Here is a 16,258-nt window from a genome sequence, read left to right on the forward strand (position 1 = left end):
CACGCGACACCCGCCGCCGCGGTTCCCCATGAAAAAAGCACGCTCCCGGGCGTGCTTTTTTCGTTACTGCGCGCTCGCCGCGCCTAGCGGTCGTCGGCCGCCTGCGACCGCCCGCGGCTCCAGAACCGGTCGAACCGCCGCGTATAGAGCAGATCGACGCCGGAGAACGTGCCGCCGTACACCGCGACCGACCAGTAGCGCGTCAGGTTCAGCGTCGCCTTCACCGCGTTCGCCGCCGACTGCAAACCCTGCTCGTAGCCGATCACGAACCGCTCGTTGATCGCCTTCGAGATCATCACGACCTGCGGGTCGGTCAGCCCGACCTCGCTGCGGCCGATCGAGAATTCGTCGAGGCCGATCGTCTGCGCGATCCGCTTGCCGCTCGCGCTGCCGAGCAGCGCGAGCGCGGTCGTCATCGCGCTCTGCTGGCCGAGGTTGTTGCCCTGGTCGGTGCCGTGGCCGAACAGCAGCCACGACAGCTTTTCGTTGTCCGGCACGTTCGGCTCCGACACGAGCCGCGCGACCGGCGCCTGCACCGTGCCGGTCACCTGCACGCCTGCCTCGACCTGCTGGTTGCGGCGCATCGCGAGAATGTTGATGCCCGGGTTCGACACCGGCCCGTTGAACGTGAAAAAGCCGTTCTCGATGCCGAGCTTGCGGCCGAACGCCGTATACGTCGAACCCTCGGTCACGCGCACGTTGCCGACCGCGCGCAGCGGCAGGTTCGGCGCGCTCATCACGGTGATCGTGCCGGCCAGGCCGAGATCCGCGCCCTGGCCGCGGAAGCGGAAGTTGCGGCCGAGGTCGATGTCGACGTTCGCGCGCGGCGCGAAGCGGCCGACCGGCCGGTTCGCGCCCGGCGTCTCGACCGGGATGCCGCCGCGCGTGGTGCCGTCCGGCATCACGACGACGACGTCGTCGCCGAGCGACGGCGCCGGCTGGTCCGGCAGGTCGAACAGCGCGCGGTCGACCGCGAACTTGCCGTCGATCTGCAGCCCGCCCGCGCGGCCGGCGTTCGCGACCGTCGCGCTGCCCGACAGCGACAGCTTGCGGTCCGGCGACGCGAACAGTTCCAGCTTGTCCGCGACGATGCTCGCGGTCAGGTCCGGCTCGTCGTTGTCGAGCCGCACGCGGCCGGTCGCGCGCAGCGTGCCGCTCGCGCCGTGGAACTCGACCTGCTGGAAGTCCACGAGATTGTGCGACAGCGCGACGTGGATCACGCCGTCCTTCAACTGCACGCCCTGATCGACCATCGTCGCGGACAGCCCGTCGCCGGTCAGCGCGCCGGACAGGTCCGGCCGCGCGAGCGTGCCGCCGAGCGTCAGTTGCAGCGCGAGGTGGCCCGCGAGCAGGTAGCTCGGCCCGAACAGGCCGCCGGTCGTCGCGAGCGACGGCACGTCCGCGCGCACGGTGCCGCCGATCGGCGCGTCGTCCGCGAGCGCCAGCACGCCGTCCTGCGGCGTCAGCTGCGTGTACGCGTCGACGTCGAGCACGCCGACCCGGTTCGCGAGCGCGTGCGCCGTCAGGGTCAGCCGGTTGCCGCCGCTGAACTGCGCGCGCGCGTTCAGGTCCGCGATGCCGAGCGACGCCATCCCGCGGCCGATCTGCGTGGTGATGTCGCCGGCGCGGCGCTTCACCTGTACGTAGCCGGTCGCGGTCGGCCCGACCGAGAAGTCCCAGTCGCCGTCGAACACGAGGTCGGTGCGCATCGTCGACGCGACGCCGGTGATCTGCTGGCGCAACTGCATCAGCCGCGCGAGCGACACGCCGGTCAACGACCCGGCCGAACGGAGGCGGCCGTGGTCGAGGTCGAACGCGCGCAGGTCGAGCGTCGCGCCTTCGAGCCCGATCCGCGTCGCGCCGAGCGTCACCTTGCCCGGCCCGGCGCTGACGGTGAGCGGCGTCTGCAACGCGATGTCCGGCGCGCCGCGGTTCTGCAGCTGCGTGACGACGCCGTCCCAGCGCGTGCCTTCGCGCGTGTCGGACAGCCTGCCGTTCGCGGCGACCGACACGTCGAGCGCCTGCCCCTGCACCTTGCCGGTCGCGCTCGCGACGAACGTGTGCTTCGCGCGGGTGCCGGACAGGCGCGCGGTCAGCGTCGTCACGTCGATGCCGCCGACGCTCGCGTCGCGCGCGTCGGTCGTGAACACGAGCGCGCCGTTCGCGCCGTCGCGCAGTTCCGCGTGGCCCTGCGCGTGGCCGACGCGGTTCGAACCGAACGCGACGTTGTCCGCGCGGTAGTCGAGCGCGACGTCCGGATGCGCGAACGTGCCGGTCAGGTCGCCGCTCGCCGCGACCTGGCCCGCGAGGCCGAAGCCGAGGCGGTCGAGCTGCGGCGCGTCGATCCGGAAGCGCAGCCGGTCGCCGCGCGCGCCGAAGCTGCCTTGCAGATCGACTTCGTTGCCGGCGACCGACAGGTTCGCGCGGCTCGGCAGCAGCCGCGCACCCGCGAGCTGCACGGTGCCGGAGCCGGTCAGCGGCAGGCCGTCGTACACGCTCGGGCCGAGCCGGAAGTCTGCCTTCGTCGTGAACGCCGGCGCGAGCACGCCCGCGGCGGTGAGCGTGCCGTTCACGCGGGCTTCGACCGGACGCGAAGCGGATACGCCGCGGCGCGCGGGGGCGTGGCCGGACGCGGCCGGGCGCGGCGACGCGGGCGCGGGAGACGCGCGGGTCGGCTGCGGATGGCGCGCGTCGTCCTGTGCGGGGTTCAGCGCCGGATTACGGGCGGGATTCAGCGCGAGGTTGCGCTTCGGATCGAGCGCGTCGCGCTCGGCGGTGGCGCGGGAGGGAGCGCTGTTGCTGTTGGCGCTGTTACGGCTCCGCTGAACCGCCGCAGCCCCTGTTGCCGGCCGGCCATCGCCGCGCCGCGCCGCGCTCGCCGGCCGCTGCGACGTCAGCGACAGCGGATCGAAGTTCGTCAGCGTCGCCTTCAGGTTGTATGTCGAGTTCGCGTCGTGCTTGATCGCGCCGGCGAGGTCGATGCGCCCCGCGCCCGACGTCACGCGCACGTCGCTGAACGTCGTGCGCGCCGGATCGAGCGTCACCTTGCCCTGCGCGCGCAGACCGGCTTTCGCGTCCGCGAGGTCGAGCGTCACGCTCTGCACGTCGCCCGCGAGGCGGATGCCGACCGGGCCGGACAGTTGCGTCGCGCGCACGCTCGACTGGATCGCGTTCAGGTCGAGCGCCGCGACGTTCAGGTCGAACTGGCCGTTGCGCCCGCTGATCGTGCCGCCGCCCGTGACCGTCGCGTTCTTCACGACGCGCACGTTCAGGTTGCCGATCCGCTGCGTTTTCGCGTCGAGCGTGACGTCGGCGCGCGCGTCGATCAGCGGCAGCAACTGGTCGTCGAGCGAGCCGGGTTTCGCGTTGACGATCGACACGGAGCCGGCGACCGTAAAGCCGGCAGCGCCGCGCGATGCCTGCGGGTGCGGGGTCGGCGCAGCCGGCGACGCGCCGCCGGCGGAAGGAGCCGACGCGTAGGCGGACGCGGAAGCGGTCGAGGGTCCGCTGGCCCCAGGCGGGGCGGATGCGGCCAACTCAGGCGCCGACGCGGCCACCGGCTTCGACGCCCCGGCAACGCCCACAGCGCCGGACGCGCCGGACGCGCCGGACCTGCCGGACGCAACGCCCGCCGAAGCCGCCTTGACCACCCCGGCCGTCACGGCCGAACCCGCCGCCCCGGCGGCAGCCGCCGATGAAACCGCCGCCTCCCCGACCGGCGCCAGATCCGCCCGCACCGCGAGGTCCGCGAACGGCGCACCCGGCGCAAACGCCTGCGGATTCACGTGATCGAACGCGAGCGTCACGCGCTCCAGCGGCACCGCCTCGAACGGCGTCGCCTCCACGTGCGCGCGGCCGGTCAGCTTCATCCCGCTCGCTTCGAGATCGGCGCTCAGCGCCTCCAGCGAGCCGCCGACGCGCCCGTTCACCTGCACGTCCTCGCCGCTCACCTTGCCCGAATAACCGAGGTTGCCCTTCAGCGCGAACGGCCGCACGCCGTCGAGCTTCGCGTCGGCGCTCACCGCGCCGAACGGCGTGTCGAGCCGCTCGACGGTCGCCTCGTGATGGCGTCCGTCGCTGCGCGCGTGGAACATCAGCCGCGAATACTCGCTCGTCGACGCGCCCTGGTGCAGCGTGAGCCGCGCAACCTGGAGATCGCGGATCTCGACCGCGAGCGGCAGTTGCAGGTCGGTCGGCAGCGTCGCCGGCGACGACGGCTCCGTGGACGGCACGATCCGCAGATCGACGTCGCCGACGTGCAGATACGCGACGACGAACCGCCACGGCTGGCGGCCGAGCGCCCACTGTCCCGAGATGCGGTCCACGGTGACGCGCGTGCCGTCCGCGCCGCGCCACGCGACGTCGCGCAGCCGCACGCCGGTCGCGAGCGCGCCGCCGTCGAGCGTGCCCGCGAGCCGGCCGTCGAGCAGCTTCACCGCCGCGCGCCACGCGTACGCGGTGCCGCGCTCGGTCGTCAGCGCGCCGTACAGCAGACCCGCGAGCAACGCGACGAGCAGCACCGGCACCGCGATCAGCCACGCGAGCGCCTTCCACGGCCGGCGACGGCGGCGCGGCGGCGGCGCGTCCGACGACGGCGGCTCCGACCCGCCGCCGTGCGGCGGCTGCCCGCCGGAGAGCGGCGCGGCGTCGTCCCCGCTCCCGGCCGGCAGCGGCGGCCCGCCGGCGCGACCGGACGCACCGGACGCACCAGGCCAGTCGGACGGATCGTGCGCGGGCGTCGTCATACGGTCGGCGCGCCGCCGGGCGCGCGCGGGTACACGTTGCGGAACATCGAAGCGTTGCGGAACATCGAAGGCGTCATCATCAGAAAGCGATCCCGAGCGTCAGGTAAGGCCGCACGCTGCGGTTGCGAAAGCCGTACGCGAGGTCGAGGTTCACCGGGCCGACCGGGCTGCGCCAGCGCGCGCCGAGGCCCGCGCCCGGGAAGAACTGCTTTTCGCCCCACGTGTCGGTCGCGGTGCCGACGTCGAAAAACGCGGCCGCGCCCCAGTCGTGGCTGAACCAGTGCTGGTATTCGGCCGAACTGGTCACGAGGTACTTGGTCGGCAGGATCGAGCCGTCGACGTTGTTGCCGATGCTCTGGAAGCCGTAGCCGCGCACCGAGTTCGAGCCGCCCGCGCGGAACAGCAGCGACGCCGGCACGCCGGTCGAACTGCCGCTCGTGAACACGCCGCCGAGTTCCGCGCGGATCAGCACGATGTCGTCGCGGCCGATCGGGAAATACTGCTGGCCGCGCATGTAGCCGCGGATGAACGTCTGGTCCGCGAGCACGTCCTTCACCGCGAAACCCGCCTCCACGCGCACGAGGTTGCCCGAGCGCGGAAACAGCGGATCGTCGACGTTGCGGCGCGTCCACGACCACGACGGCACCAGCGCGCGGCTCGACGTCGGCGCGCCGGTGTTCTGCGTCAGCCGGTCCTGGTAGTACAGCAGTTGATACGCGTAGTCGATGTTCTGCGACGTGCGGGTGCGCTGCACGCCGATCCGCGCGCTGTAGATGTGCGTGTCGGACACGTCGGTGCTCGAATACGACGCGAGCGCGCTGTTCGTCCACGCGCGCGGCCCCGGCGGCATCGACAGCTGCACCTGGCCGAACTGCTGGATCTCGTCGAGCCGCCCCTGGATCTGGAACGGCCACGCGGCGCCGAACGTGTTCAGGTACGAGTACGAACCCTGCACGTGCGCGCCGGTATCGGTCGAATAACCGACGCCGCCCCGGAAGCTGTTGTACGGGAATTCGCTCAGCTTCGCGTGCAGCGGCGTCAAGAGCGGCTGGTCGGTGTTGTTGTCCACGTCGATCGCGACGCTCGCGTAATACGGCGTGTTCTGCAACTGGCGCTGCAGTTCGGTCACGCGCTGCAGGTCGTAGATTTCGCCCGGCGCGATCGGGTTCACGTTATGAACGATGCGTTCCGGATAGCGCCGCGCGCCGGTGACGTCGAGTGCGCCCATCGTGAAGGTCGGCCCGCTGTCGAACGTGACGGACAGTTGCGCGTCGTGCTTCTGCGGATCGACGCGCGCCTCCGAACGCGCGATCTTCGCGCCGAGGTAACGCTTCGACTGCAACGCCTTCAGCGACGCGTTTTTCGCGTCGTCCCAGCCGGACTGCGAGAACGGATCGCCCTCGCGCAGCGAGAACGCGAAGCGCGTCGCGTTCTCCTGCGTCGGGTCCTCGGTCAGCACCGGGCCGCGAAACGTCAGCGTGACCGACGACACCTTCGTCTGCGGCCCCGGCTCGACGCTCACCCGCACCTGCCGCTTGCCACCGGTCGTGCGCACGTCGGTCCGCACGACCGGCGTGAAATAACCGTCGGTCGCCGCGAGGTCGCGCACCTGCTGCGGCGTCGCGGTCACGAGAAAGCCGAACTGCTCGTCGCTGATGTCGTCGCGTTTCGCGAAGCGGGAGATGTCGAGGTGCTGCTGCAACAGCCGGCGCAGCGCGCGCGGCGACGCGTCGATGTCGACGCGGTACGACGCGAGCGCGTCGCCCGCCCACAGCGCGGCGACCAACGCCGCGACGAGCGGCCACGCGAGACGGAGCGCATGCGGACGCCGCGCCGGCCGGCCGGGCCAACGCACGCGAGCCGGCGCAACGGCGCCGCGAGCCGTGCCGCCGGCGGCACGGCCGGGCCGCATGCGCAACGATTCGATCTTCCACCCCGCCAAACAGGACCTCCGGCCGTCGTGATCTGGTTAGAACGGGGCTTCCCCGTCCGCTGGGCACCGCGTGGCGGGCGCAGACGCGTTATTTCACCACAACGGCGGCGCCGAACCCCACAACCAGCACGGCCGTCGGCACCAAACCCGGGTCGCGGCGGGATGCGCCGTGGCCTGTCCGGCACGCCGGGCCGGCGCGGGTGCCTTGCGCGCACGGCTTGCGGTAAAATTACGCCCGACCTGAACCCGCCACGGTTCGGCGTTGCGAAACCGCCTCCTTCGACCCGGACATCAAGCCATGTATCAGTCGGACATCACGCAGTTCCTGAACCAGCTCAAGCAACAAAAGCCTTCGCTCGAAGACGAACAGCGCCGCGGCCGCTCGCTGCTGTGGGACAAGCAGCCGATCGATCTCGACGAGCGCGAGCGCCAGCAGGCGTCGCGCGTGAAGCAGACGTCGTACGTGTACTACCAGAACTTCTGATGGCCGCTCCCGCCGGAGCAGGCGCTCCGGACGGCGACGCGCTCGCCGCCCCCGCGAACGACTCGACGCCCGACACGGTCGACGGCGTCGCGTTCGCGCGCCTGTACGGCGAGCCGCTGTTCAAGCTCCCGCAGGACCTGTACATCCCGCCGGACGCGCTCGAAGTCTTTCTCGAAACGTTCGAAGGGCCGCTCGACCTGCTGCTGTACCTGATCCGCAAGCAGAACTTCAACGTGCTCGACATCCCGATGGCCGAGGTCACCACGCAATATCTCGGCTACGTCGAGCAGTTGCGCAAGACGAACCTCGAACTCGCGGCCGAGTATCTGCTGATGGCCGCGATGCTCATCGAGATAAAGTCGCGGATGCTGCTGCCGGTCAGGAAGGCGGACACCGGCGACGAAGCGGAAGACCCGCGCGCGGAACTCGTGCGGCGTCTCCTCGAATACGAGCAGATGAAGCTCGCCGCGCAGCGCATCGACCAGTTGCCGCAACTCGGCCGCGACTTCCTGCGCGCCGAGGTGTACATCGAGCAGAGCGTCACGCCGCGCTTCCCGGACGTGAACAGCGACGACCTGCGCGCCGCGTGGGCCGACGTCGTGAAGCGCGCGAAGCTCGTCCAGCATCACAAGATCTCGCGCGAGGAGCTGTCGGTGCGCGAGCACATGAGCGTGATCCTGCGCAGGCTGCAAAACACGCGCTTCATGGAGTTCACGGAACTGTTCGACGTATCGCGCGGCGTGCCGGTCGTCGTCGTGAACTTCATCGCGATGCTGGAGCTGTCACGCGAATCGTTGATCGAGATCACCCAGGCGGAGCCGTTCGCGCCGATCTACGTGCGACTCGCCTACCTGCCGGCATGACGGACGCCGCGCGGGTCCGCTCGTCACGCACTCGCGCGCTCGCGCAACTCCAGCCGCGGCTGCGCTGCGCGCGCAAATCCACTACAATCCGCCCGCGCCTGCCCTGCCCGAAGCGGCCGGGCGCGCGCCTCGCGCAAGCGGCCCGCCGGCCAGGTCCGGCACGCCGGTTGCGGCAACCCTGTCCCGCTTCGCGCGTGGCTTAACGCACCGGCATCCCCGCCGCCCCGATCATGAAAGTCATCAGCTCGATCCAGGAATTGCGCGACCAGTTGCGCGGCCAGAACCGCACGGCGTTCGTGCCGACGATGGGCAACCTGCACGAAGGCCACCTGTCGCTGATGCGGCTCGCGCGCCAGCACGGCGACCCGGTCGTCGCGAGCATCTTCGTCAACCGGCTGCAGTTCGGCCCGAACGAGGACTTCGACAAGTACCCGCGCACGCTCGAAGCCGACATCGAAAAGCTGCAGAAAGAGAACGTGTACGTGCTGTTCGCGCCGACCGAGCGCGACATGTACCCGCAGCCGCAGGAATACCGCGTGCACCCGCCGCACGACCTCGGCGACATCCTCGAAGGCGAGTTCCGCCCCGGCTTCTTCACCGGCGTCTGCACGGTCGTGATGAAGCTGATGTCGTGCGTGCAGCCGCGCGTCGCGGTGTTCGGCAAGAAGGACTACCAGCAGTTGATGATCGTGCGCGCGATGTGCCAGCAGTTCGCGCTGCCGACCGACGTGATCGCGGCGGAAACCGTGCGCGACGCCGACGGCCTCGCGCTCAGCTCGCGCAACCGCTATCTGGCGCAAGCGGAGCGCGCCGAGGCGCCGCAGCTCGCGGCGGCGTTGCAGTCGGTGCGCGAAGCGGTGCTGTCGGGCCGGACCGACTACCCGCAACTGGAAATCGAAGCGATGGCGAAGCTCGCCGCGCGCGGCTGGCAGCCGGACTACATCGCGATCCGCCAGCGCTCGAACCTGCTGCCGCCGCTGCCGCAGGAAACCGATGCGCCGCTCGTCGTGCTCGCCGCCGCGAAACTCGGCGCGACCCGGCTGATCGACAACCTCGAAATCTGATCCCGATCCACCCAGACAGGAGCCCGGCGGACCGCCCCGTCCGCCCGAGGAGACGCCCATGCAACGCCACATGCTGAAGTCGAAGATCCACCGCGCGGTCGTCACGCACTGCGAACTGCATTACGAAGGATCGTGCGCGATCGACGAGAACCTGCTCGAAGCGGCGAACATCGTCGAGAACGAGCGGATCGACATCTGGAACATCAACAACGGCGAGCGTTTCTCGACCTATGCGATCAAGGGCGAGCGCGGCAGCGGGATGATCTCGCTGAACGGCTCGGCCGCGCGCCGCGCGCAGCTCGGCGACCTCGTGATCATCGCGGCGTTCGCGAACGTCGACGAAGCCGAACTGAAGGCGGGCTGGAAACCGGATCTCGTGTTCGTCGACGAGCAGAACCGGATCAAGGGCAGCCGCGATCACGTGCCGACGCAAAGCTGGACCTGACTCGCATTGCGGTCCGCCGCCGGTCATGCGCCGGCGGACCGCCGTCCGGATGGCCGATAGCCGTCCGCGCTACTTCCCGTTCAGCCACGACAGGATCGGCTGCCACTGCTCGACGTCGCGATCGACGCGGCTCTTCGCGACGTCCCACAGCGTGAGGCCGTGCGCCGCCAGTTGCACGTAGTTCTGCGTATCGCGCAGATAACCGAGCACCGGCAGCTTCAGCCCCTCGACGAAGCGTTGCAGCTGTTCCGCCGAGCGCGTGCGCGCATCGACGCGCATCCCGACCACGCCGACCTCGATCGTCCCCTTGCGCACCGCCTTCTCCTTCGAGAGCCGGTCGAGGAAGTCCTGCGTCGCGAGGATGTCGAACATCGACGGCTGCAACGGCACGATCACCTTGTCCGCCAGCTCCAGCACCGTCGCGAGGCGGCTGCCGTGCAGGCCCGCCGGCGTGTCGACGACCGCGTGCTCCAGTCCCTTCGGCGGCTTCGCGGGGTTGTCGAGATCGACGCTCCACGTCTCGATCGGCGGCAGCGTCGCGGGCCGAAGGTCGAGCCACGCGTGCGCGGACTGCTGCCGGTCGAGGTCCGCGAGCGCGACCCACTCGCCCTGCGCGGCGAAATAGCCGGCCAGATTGGTGGACAGCGTGCTCTTGCCGACGCCGCCCTTGGGGTTCGCCACCACGATCACCGTCATGAATGCTCCCGTCAGGAAGGCTGGCGCGCGGGCCAGCCGGATTGCCGATTCGGGGGCCGCGATGCGCGCGCCGCCCGTGGACGACGGGCGCGCAACGACCCAGCCGTTGATAATATCGGCAAACTCCGCCGCGCCGAAGCCCCTGACGCAACAGCGGCGGCCCATTCCAGCCCGTTATCCGGAGACTTTTCGCCCATGAGCCTGCTGCGCACCGACGTTTCGATCGACCGACTCCACGAACGGCAACGCGGCAAACTGCCGGATTGGCTGGGCTTTCGGGCCATTTCGCTCGACGCGGGGCGGCTGCGCGCGGAACTGGACGTCCGGCCGGACCTGCTCGCGCCGAACGGCTTTCTGCACGCGGCGACGGTGATCGGCCTCGCGGACACCGCCTGCGGCTATGCGTGTTTCGCGCACCTGCCGGACAACGCGAAGAACTTCACGACGGTCGAGCTGAAGAGCAACTTCGTCGGCACCGCGCGGGAAGGCACGCTGACGGCGGTCGCGACCGCCGTCCATCTCGGCCGCAGCACCCAGGTGTGGGACGCGACCGTCAGCGGGCCGGACGGGAAGACCATCGCGCTGTTTCGGTGTACGCAGATGGTGTTGTACTGAGCGTTCGGGTCGCTGATCTTCGCGGCGGTTGGCATGGCGAAGCGGTTCGGGGGTGAAACGGGGCGATCGGGTTCGGGGTCCGGGACAGGGCCGTCGAGCCGCCGCCCCTGTCGACGTTGATTTGCACGCCCGAACCTGCACGAGCTTTGCGCCCGCCCGACGCCGCTTTCGGGCATCGCATCGAGGCGGTCAAGCGCCGGCAAGCGCGTACGCCTGCCGGGGCCGCGCACCCACCGCGCCGAACGCCGGGCCATCGCCGTAACCGGCCGCCTCACCCCGCCCTCATCGCACCGCAACAACGCCGGTACAATCACGCGATGATTTCGCGCGACCTCACCTTCATCGTCGGCGGCGCGCGCTCGGGCAAGAGCGCGCACGCCGAACGGCTCGCCGCCGCGAGCGGCCTGCCCGTCACCTACGTCGCGACCGCGCGCGTCGCCGACGACGAATTCGCCGACCGCGTCGCGCATCACCGCGCGCGCCGCCCCGCCCACTGGGCGCTGGTCGAAGCGCCGCTCGACCTCGCGGGCGCGCTCGACGCCGCCGCCGCGCCCGGCCGCTGCGTGCTGATCGACTGCCTGACGCTGTGGCTCGCGAACCTGCTGTGCCCGCCGGACGCGGCCGCGCCCGCCGACGACTGGCTCGCCCGCCTCGACGCGTTCGCCGCCGCGTGCGAACGCGCGCGCGGCACCGTGCTCGTCGTCAGCAACGAGATCGGCCTCGGCGTCGTGCCGCTCGGCGCGGCGACGCGCCAGTACGTCGACGAACTCGGCCGCCTGAACCAGCGGATCGCCGCGCTCGCGGACCGCGCAACGCTGATCGTCGCCGGCCTGCCGGTCGTGCTGAAGGGGGGGTGATGCTGTCGCTGCCCGTCACCGCCGCGCTCGCGGTCGCCGCGGTTTTCGTCGACCGGGTGGTCGGCGAGCCGCGCCGCGCGCATCCGCTCGTCGCGTTCGGCGCGCTCGCGAACCGGCTCGAAGCGCGCCTGAACATCGGCCGGCGCGGCCGCCCGCTCGGCCTCGCCGCGTGGCTCGCGGCGGTCGCGCCGCCGGTCGCCGTCGCCGCGTGGCTGACCGCCACGCTGCCGTGGCCGCTCGCCGCCGCGCTGCACGTCGCGCTGCTGTGGTTCGCGCTCGGCGCGCGCAGCCTGCGCGAGCATCTCGCGCCGATCGCCCGCGCGCTCGCGCAGCGCGACCTCGCGGCGGCCCGCAAGCTGACGTCGCGAATCGTGTCGCGCGACACGTCGAACGCGGACGAGACCGCGCTGTCGCGCGCGGCCGTCGAATCGGCGCTCGAAAACGGCAACGACGCGATCTTCGGCGCGCTGTTCTGGTTCGCGGTCGCGGGCGGCCCCGGCGCGCTCGCGTTCCGCCTCGCGAACACGCTCGACGCGATGTGGGGCTACCGGACCCCGCGTTATCTGCGCTTCGGCTGGGCGGCCGCGCGCATCGACGACGTGCTGAACTGGATTCCCGCGCGGCTCACCGCCGCGAGTTACGCGCTGCTCGGCGACACGCGCGTCGCGCTGCGCTGCTGGCGCGACCAGGCGCCGCGCTGGGACAGCCCGAACGCCGGCCCGGTGATGGCGGCGGGCGCGGGCAGCCTGAACGTGCTGGTCGGCGGGCCGGCGGTCTATCACGGCACGCTCGAACAGCGGCCGGTGCTCGGCGCGGGCGCGCCGCCGCGCGCGGCCCACATCGACGCCGCGTTGCAGCTCGTCGAGCGCACCACGCTGCTGTGGCTCGGCGCGCTGCTCGCGCTCGCGTTCATCGGCGTCGCGACGCATGTCTGAGCGGATCGAACGCACGCCGGCCGCCGTCGCGCACGGCGGCAACCTGCACGACGCGGCCGAACGCTACGGCATCCCATACGACGCGTGGATCGACCTGTCCACCGGCATCAATCCGCATGGGTACCCGGTGCCGCCGGTGCCGGCCTCCGCATGGCGGCGGCTGCCCGACGACGGCGACGGCTTCGCCGCGTGCGCCGCGCGCTACTACGGCGCGCCGGACGAACGGCACGTGCTGCCGGTCGCCGGCAGCCAGGCGGCGATCCGCGCGCTGCCCGCGCTGCTGCCGCGCGGGGCGGCCGCGATCGCGCCGCTCACCTACGGCGAATACGCGCCGGCGTTCGCGCGCGCCGGCCATGCGGCGCTGATGCTCGACGCGACGGCCGACACGCTGCCGGACGGCGCGATGCACGCGGTCGTCGTCAATCCGGACAACCCGACCGCGACGCGCGTGCCGACGGCCCGCCTCTTGCGCTGGCGCGAGCAACTGGCGGCGCGCGGCGGCACGCTGATCGTCGACGAGGCGTTCGCGGATGCGTTCGCGCCGAAGCAATCGTCATCGCTCGCCGCGAGCGCCGCGCTGCCGGGGCTCGTCGTGCTGCGCTCGCCGGGCAAGTTCTTCGGAATCGCCGGCGCGCGCTGCGGCTTTGCGCTCGCGCAGCCGGACCGGCTGCACGCGCTGCGCGCCGCACTCGGCGCATGGACGGTCGGCGGCCCGGCGCGGCATGCGGTCCGGCATGCGTTCGCGGACACGGCATGGCAGACGCAGATGCGCGGGCAACTGGCGGCCGACAGCGCGCGGCTCGCGGCGCTGCTGCAAGCACATGGGCTCGCGCCGCGGACGACGCCGCTGTTCGCATGGGTCGCCGACCCGCGCGCGCAGGCCCTGCACGAAGGGCTGGCGCGACGCGGCGTGTGGACGCGCCTCTTTGCATCGCCCGCGAGCGTGCGTTTCGGCCTGCCGGCGTCGGACGACGAGTGGCTCCGGTTCGGCGCGGCGCTCGCGGACGCGATGCGATCGCTCGATCCGGGAGCCGTTCGATGACGTCGCGCGGATCGACAAGCGCGCGCGCGGCGCTGGCTGCGGCCGCCGTTCTGGCCGCTTCCGTCGGCGCGCACGCAGCAGTGACCGTCACCGACGACACCGGCGCGACCGTCACGCTCACCGCCCCCGCGGCGCGCGTCATCAGCCTCGCGCCGCACGCGACCGAACTGATCTACGCGGCCGGCGGCGGCGCGAAGCTCGTCGGCGCGGTCGCGTACAGCGATTACCCGCCGCAGGCGAAGGACGTGCCGCGCGTCGGCGACAACCGCTCGCTCGACCTCGAACGGATCGCCGCGCTGCGGCCGGACCTGATCGTCGTCTGGCGGCACGGCAACGCGCAGCAGCAGATCGACCGGCTGCGCGACCTCGGCATCCCGCTGTTCTTCAGCGAGCCGCGCCGCCTCGACGACGTCGCGACCGACCTGACGCGGCTCGGCGCATTGCTCGGCACGCAGGCCGCCGCGCAGCCGGCCGCCGATGCGTATCGGCGCGACATCGCGCAACTGCGCGCGCAGTACGCGACGCATCCCGCCGTCGACGTGTTTTATCAGGTCTGGGACCAGCCGCTGATGACGATCAACGGCTCGCAGATGATCAGCGACGTGATCGCGTTATGCGGCGGGCGCAACGTGTTCGCCGCGTTGCAGCCGCTCGCGCCGACCGTCTCGACCGAAGCGGTGCTGGCCGCGAATCCGGAAGCGATCGTGACCGCGTCGCAGGGCGCGACCGCCCCGGACCGTCCGCTGCCGGGCCTCGACCGCTGGCGCGCGTGGCCGACGCTGACGGCGGTCGCGCGCGGCAACCTGTTCGCGATCGATGGCGATCTGTTGAGCCGGCCCGCGCCGAGGATCGCGCAAGGGGCGGCGCTGCTGTGCAAGGACCTCGAAATCGCGCGAGGCCGGCGGCCGGAGGGGGGTGCGCGTTGAGGCGGCTGCCGGGGCGTGTCGCGAAACCGGACGCTCGGTTTGCTTTGCCGCTCCGATCCGGTGGATCGCTTACGCGCTCGTTCCCATGCCGTGCCGTTGCCGTCACGCAGCGTGGCGTCGCGAATACCCAGGGCGCGATACACGCATCGCCACCGACTGCGGCCGACCACCGCACACCGCATAACGCTCGCAAAGCGTGTTCAAACATTCCACCGCACGAGCCGCCACTCGCCACCCACCGCCTCGCGCCGCAGCCACACAATCGCCGCCATCTCCAGCGTCCAGCGCATGCAGTTCGACAGCGGCACGCCGAGCGCGCGCGCCGTCATCGCGCGAATCACGCCCGCATGCGTGACGATCCACGTCATCGACGGCGCACCGGGAACGCCGACCCACGCATCGAGCCCCGCCTGCACCCGCGCATCGAATTGCACAACACTCTCGCCGCCATGCTCGCGCGCATGCAGAAAATCGGCGGCCCACGCGTCGACCTGTCCGCGCGCGATCGCCTCCCATGCGCACAGTTCCCACGCGCCGAAGTCGATCTCCGCGAAACGGTCGTCATACTGCGCCGCGAGTCCGTGCATCGACGCGAGCCGTTCGGCAACCGACGAGCAGCGCGCGAGCGGACTCGTGACGATACGCAACGGCGACGCCAGGTCGCCGGTAGTCAACGCCTGCGCGATGTCCCCGCAGCCGGCAGGCGACACGTCACCGGCCGCTGCCGCCGCACCGATCGCAGCCAGCCGCCGCGCAATCTCCACAGCGCCCGCATCCGCATCGCCGGCGAGCGGCACATCGCTGCGCCCATAACAGACGCCCGCCTCGACGGCGACCGCCGGATGCCGGATCAGAACGAGATCCACGCGAGCCCCATCAGATAGATGGCGATTTCGAACACCTGCTGCGCGAAGCCGAGGCAGTCGCCGGTATAACCGCCGATGCGCCGCACGAAGTAACGGCCGAGCGCCCAGCGCAGCCCGCCCAGCACGACGAGCGTCGCGAGACCCGCGCGCCAGTCCGGCCACGCCGGCCAGAACAGCCACGGCAGCCCGAACGCGCACGCGACGAGCCATGCGCCCACGCGCATCCGCTGCGCGACCGGCTTCGCCTTGCCTTCGTCGCGCACGTAGTCGAGCGTCATCAGATAACTGATCGCGCACGCGCGGCTCGCCGCGTGCGCGGCGATCATCAGCGTCGCGGCCCGCAGCGGCGGCAGCGCGGCAAGCGTCTGCCACTTCAGCGCGAGCGCGACGACGAGGCCGATCGCGCCGAACGCGCCGATCCGCGAGTCGTGCATGATCCGCAGCACGTCGTCGCGTCGATACGCGCCGCCGAACGCGTCGCAGCAGTCGGCCAGTCCGTCCTCGTGGAATGCGCCGGTCGCGACGAGCGTCGCGACCATCGACAGCAGCACCGCGACGCCCGCCGGCAGCACGCGCTGCGCGGCGAGATACACGAGCGCGCCGAGCGCGCCGACGAGCACGCCGACAAGCGGAAAATAACGCGCGGCCGCGTTCAGCCACTGCGGTTCGTAACCGACCCAGCGCGGCACCGGCACGCGCGTGAAGTAACCGAGCGCGGTGAAGAAATAACGCAGTTCCGCGAGCGGATTCATCGCGCGGCCCCGTTCATCACGACGCGGTGTACGTC

The 16,258-nt window shown here is 71.5% G+C and carries 14 protein-coding genes; 9 read left to right on the plus strand and 5 right to left on the minus strand.

Annotated features, from left to right (window positions below):
* Positions 1–83: 83 nt before the first annotated feature.
* Together BLV92_RS14030 and BLV92_RS14035 are read right to left on the minus strand one after the other, a co-directional pair.
* Positions 84–4,745, minus strand: coding sequence for a translocation/assembly module TamB domain-containing protein (locus BLV92_RS14030; RefSeq protein ID WP_090545815.1), 4,662 nt, complete (start codon positions 4,743–4,745; stop codon positions 84–86).
* Positions 4,746–4,824: 79 nt separating this feature from the next.
* Positions 4,825–6,657 (minus strand): autotransporter assembly complex protein TamA, encoded by a 1,833-nt coding sequence (locus tag BLV92_RS14035; protein WP_090545817.1) that lies wholly within the window; start codon positions 6,655–6,657, stop codon positions 4,825–4,827.
* A gap of 319 nt (positions 6,658–6,976) precedes the next feature.
* Here BLV92_RS14035 and BLV92_RS14040 point away from each other — a divergent pair, with 319 nt between their 5' ends.
* The 4 genes from BLV92_RS14040 to panD all read left to right on the plus strand — a co-directional run bounded on the left by BLV92_RS14040 (position 6,977) and on the right by panD (position 9,534).
* The gene (locus tag BLV92_RS14040; RefSeq protein ID WP_090545819.1) at positions 6,977–7,162 is read left to right on the plus strand and encodes a DUF3460 family protein; all 186 of its coding nucleotides are present in this window, start codon (positions 6,977–6,979) and stop codon (positions 7,160–7,162) included.
* On the plus strand, positions 7,162–8,025 hold the full coding sequence (locus tag BLV92_RS14045; RefSeq protein ID WP_090545821.1) for a segregation and condensation protein A: 864 nt from the start codon (positions 7,162–7,164) through the stop codon (positions 8,023–8,025). Before BLV92_RS14040 ends, BLV92_RS14045 begins: the two co-directional genes overlap by 1 nt.
* 230 nt (positions 8,026–8,255) lie before the next feature.
* Positions 8,256–9,089, plus strand: coding sequence for a pantoate--beta-alanine ligase (gene panC / locus BLV92_RS14050; RefSeq protein ID WP_090545823.1), 834 nt, complete (start codon positions 8,256–8,258; stop codon positions 9,087–9,089).
* 58 nt (positions 9,090–9,147) lie between these two features.
* Positions 9,148–9,534, plus strand: a complete 387-nt coding sequence (gene panD / locus BLV92_RS14055; protein WP_090545826.1) for an aspartate 1-decarboxylase — start codon at positions 9,148–9,150, stop codon at positions 9,532–9,534.
* Between the two features lie 69 nt (positions 9,535–9,603).
* On the opposite strand, the gene BLV92_RS14060 is transcribed toward panD, so the two are convergent.
* Positions 9,604–10,230 carry a ParA family protein gene (locus BLV92_RS14060; RefSeq protein WP_090545828.1) on the minus strand — a complete coding sequence of 209 codons (627 nt, stop codon included), beginning with the start codon at positions 10,228–10,230 and terminating at the stop codon, positions 9,604–9,606.
* A gap of 195 nt (positions 10,231–10,425) precedes the next feature.
* Between BLV92_RS14060 and BLV92_RS14065 the strand changes: the two genes are divergently transcribed.
* The 5 genes from BLV92_RS14065 to BLV92_RS14085 all read left to right on the plus strand — a co-directional run bounded on the left by BLV92_RS14065 (position 10,426) and on the right by BLV92_RS14085 (position 14,605).
* Positions 10,426–10,845 carry a PaaI family thioesterase gene (locus BLV92_RS14065; protein WP_090545830.1) on the plus strand — a complete coding sequence of 140 codons (420 nt, stop codon included), beginning with the start codon at positions 10,426–10,428 and terminating at the stop codon, positions 10,843–10,845.
* A 317-nt stretch (positions 10,846–11,162) separates the two neighbouring features.
* Entirely contained in the window at positions 11,163–11,702 is a 540-nt protein-coding gene (gene cobU, locus BLV92_RS14070) for a bifunctional adenosylcobinamide kinase/adenosylcobinamide-phosphate guanylyltransferase (protein ID WP_090545831.1), read from the plus strand.
* The gene (gene cbiB, locus BLV92_RS14075) at positions 11,702–12,637 is read left to right on the plus strand and encodes an adenosylcobinamide-phosphate synthase CbiB (RefSeq protein ID WP_090545833.1); all 936 of its coding nucleotides are present in this window, start codon (positions 11,702–11,704) and stop codon (positions 12,635–12,637) included. The genes cobU and cbiB overlap by 1 nt, the downstream gene beginning before the upstream one ends.
* On the plus strand, positions 12,630–13,679 hold the full coding sequence (gene cobD, locus BLV92_RS14080) for a threonine-phosphate decarboxylase CobD (protein ID WP_090545835.1): 1,050 nt from the start codon (positions 12,630–12,632) through the stop codon (positions 13,677–13,679). Before cbiB ends, cobD begins: the two co-directional genes overlap by 8 nt.
* On the plus strand, positions 13,676–14,605 hold the full coding sequence (locus tag BLV92_RS14085) for a cobalamin-binding protein (protein WP_090545837.1): 930 nt from the start codon (positions 13,676–13,678) through the stop codon (positions 14,603–14,605). Before cobD ends, BLV92_RS14085 begins: the two co-directional genes overlap by 4 nt.
* A gap of 200 nt (positions 14,606–14,805) precedes the next feature.
* On the opposite strand, the gene BLV92_RS14090 is transcribed toward BLV92_RS14085, so the two are convergent.
* The gene (locus tag BLV92_RS14090; protein WP_090545838.1) at positions 14,806–15,471 is read right to left on the minus strand and encodes a histidine phosphatase family protein; all 666 of its coding nucleotides are present in this window, start codon (positions 15,469–15,471) and stop codon (positions 14,806–14,808) included.
* Positions 15,456–16,223 carry an adenosylcobinamide-GDP ribazoletransferase gene (locus BLV92_RS14095; RefSeq protein WP_090545840.1) on the minus strand — a complete coding sequence of 256 codons (768 nt, stop codon included), beginning with the start codon at positions 16,221–16,223 and terminating at the stop codon, positions 15,456–15,458. The genes BLV92_RS14090 and BLV92_RS14095 overlap by 16 nt, the downstream gene beginning before the upstream one ends.
* Positions 16,224–16,258: the final 35 nt, after the last annotated feature.

The organism is Paraburkholderia caballeronis (genome assembly GCF_900104845.1).
Taxonomy (GTDB): domain Bacteria; phylum Pseudomonadota; class Gammaproteobacteria; order Burkholderiales; family Burkholderiaceae; genus Paraburkholderia; species Paraburkholderia caballeronis.

What these genes read in the sequence shown, in the direction of transcription:
- BLV92_RS14030 (WP_090545815.1), bottom strand. Translation starts at nt 4,745, where the DNA reads ATGACGACGCCCGCGCACGATCCGTCCGACTGGCCTGGTGCGTCCGGT.
- BLV92_RS14035 (WP_090545817.1), bottom strand. Translation starts at nt 6,657, where the DNA reads ATGCGGCCCGGCCGTGCCGCCGGCGGCACGGCTCGCGGCGCCGTTGCG.
- BLV92_RS14040 (WP_090545819.1), top strand. Translation starts at nt 6,977, where the DNA reads ATGTATCAGTCGGACATCACGCAGTTCCTGAACCAGCTCAAGCAACAA.
- BLV92_RS14045 (WP_090545821.1), top strand. Translation starts at nt 7,162, where the DNA reads ATGGCCGCTCCCGCCGGAGCAGGCGCTCCGGACGGCGACGCGCTCGCC.
- panC (WP_090545823.1), top strand. Translation starts at nt 8,256, where the DNA reads ATGAAAGTCATCAGCTCGATCCAGGAATTGCGCGACCAGTTGCGCGGC.
- panD (WP_090545826.1), top strand. Translation starts at nt 9,148, where the DNA reads ATGCAACGCCACATGCTGAAGTCGAAGATCCACCGCGCGGTCGTCACG.
- BLV92_RS14060 (WP_090545828.1), bottom strand. Translation starts at nt 10,230, where the DNA reads ATGACGGTGATCGTGGTGGCGAACCCCAAGGGCGGCGTCGGCAAGAGC.
- BLV92_RS14065 (WP_090545830.1), top strand. Translation starts at nt 10,426, where the DNA reads ATGAGCCTGCTGCGCACCGACGTTTCGATCGACCGACTCCACGAACGG.
- cobU (WP_090545831.1), top strand. Translation starts at nt 11,163, where the DNA reads ATGATTTCGCGCGACCTCACCTTCATCGTCGGCGGCGCGCGCTCGGGC.
- cbiB (WP_090545833.1), top strand. Translation starts at nt 11,702, where the DNA reads ATGCTGTCGCTGCCCGTCACCGCCGCGCTCGCGGTCGCCGCGGTTTTC.
- cobD (WP_090545835.1), top strand. Translation starts at nt 12,630, where the DNA reads ATGTCTGAGCGGATCGAACGCACGCCGGCCGCCGTCGCGCACGGCGGC.
- BLV92_RS14085 (WP_090545837.1), top strand. Translation starts at nt 13,676, where the DNA reads ATGACGTCGCGCGGATCGACAAGCGCGCGCGCGGCGCTGGCTGCGGCC.
- BLV92_RS14095 (WP_090545840.1), bottom strand. Translation starts at nt 16,223, where the DNA reads ATGAATCCGCTCGCGGAACTGCGTTATTTCTTCACCGCGCTCGGTTAC.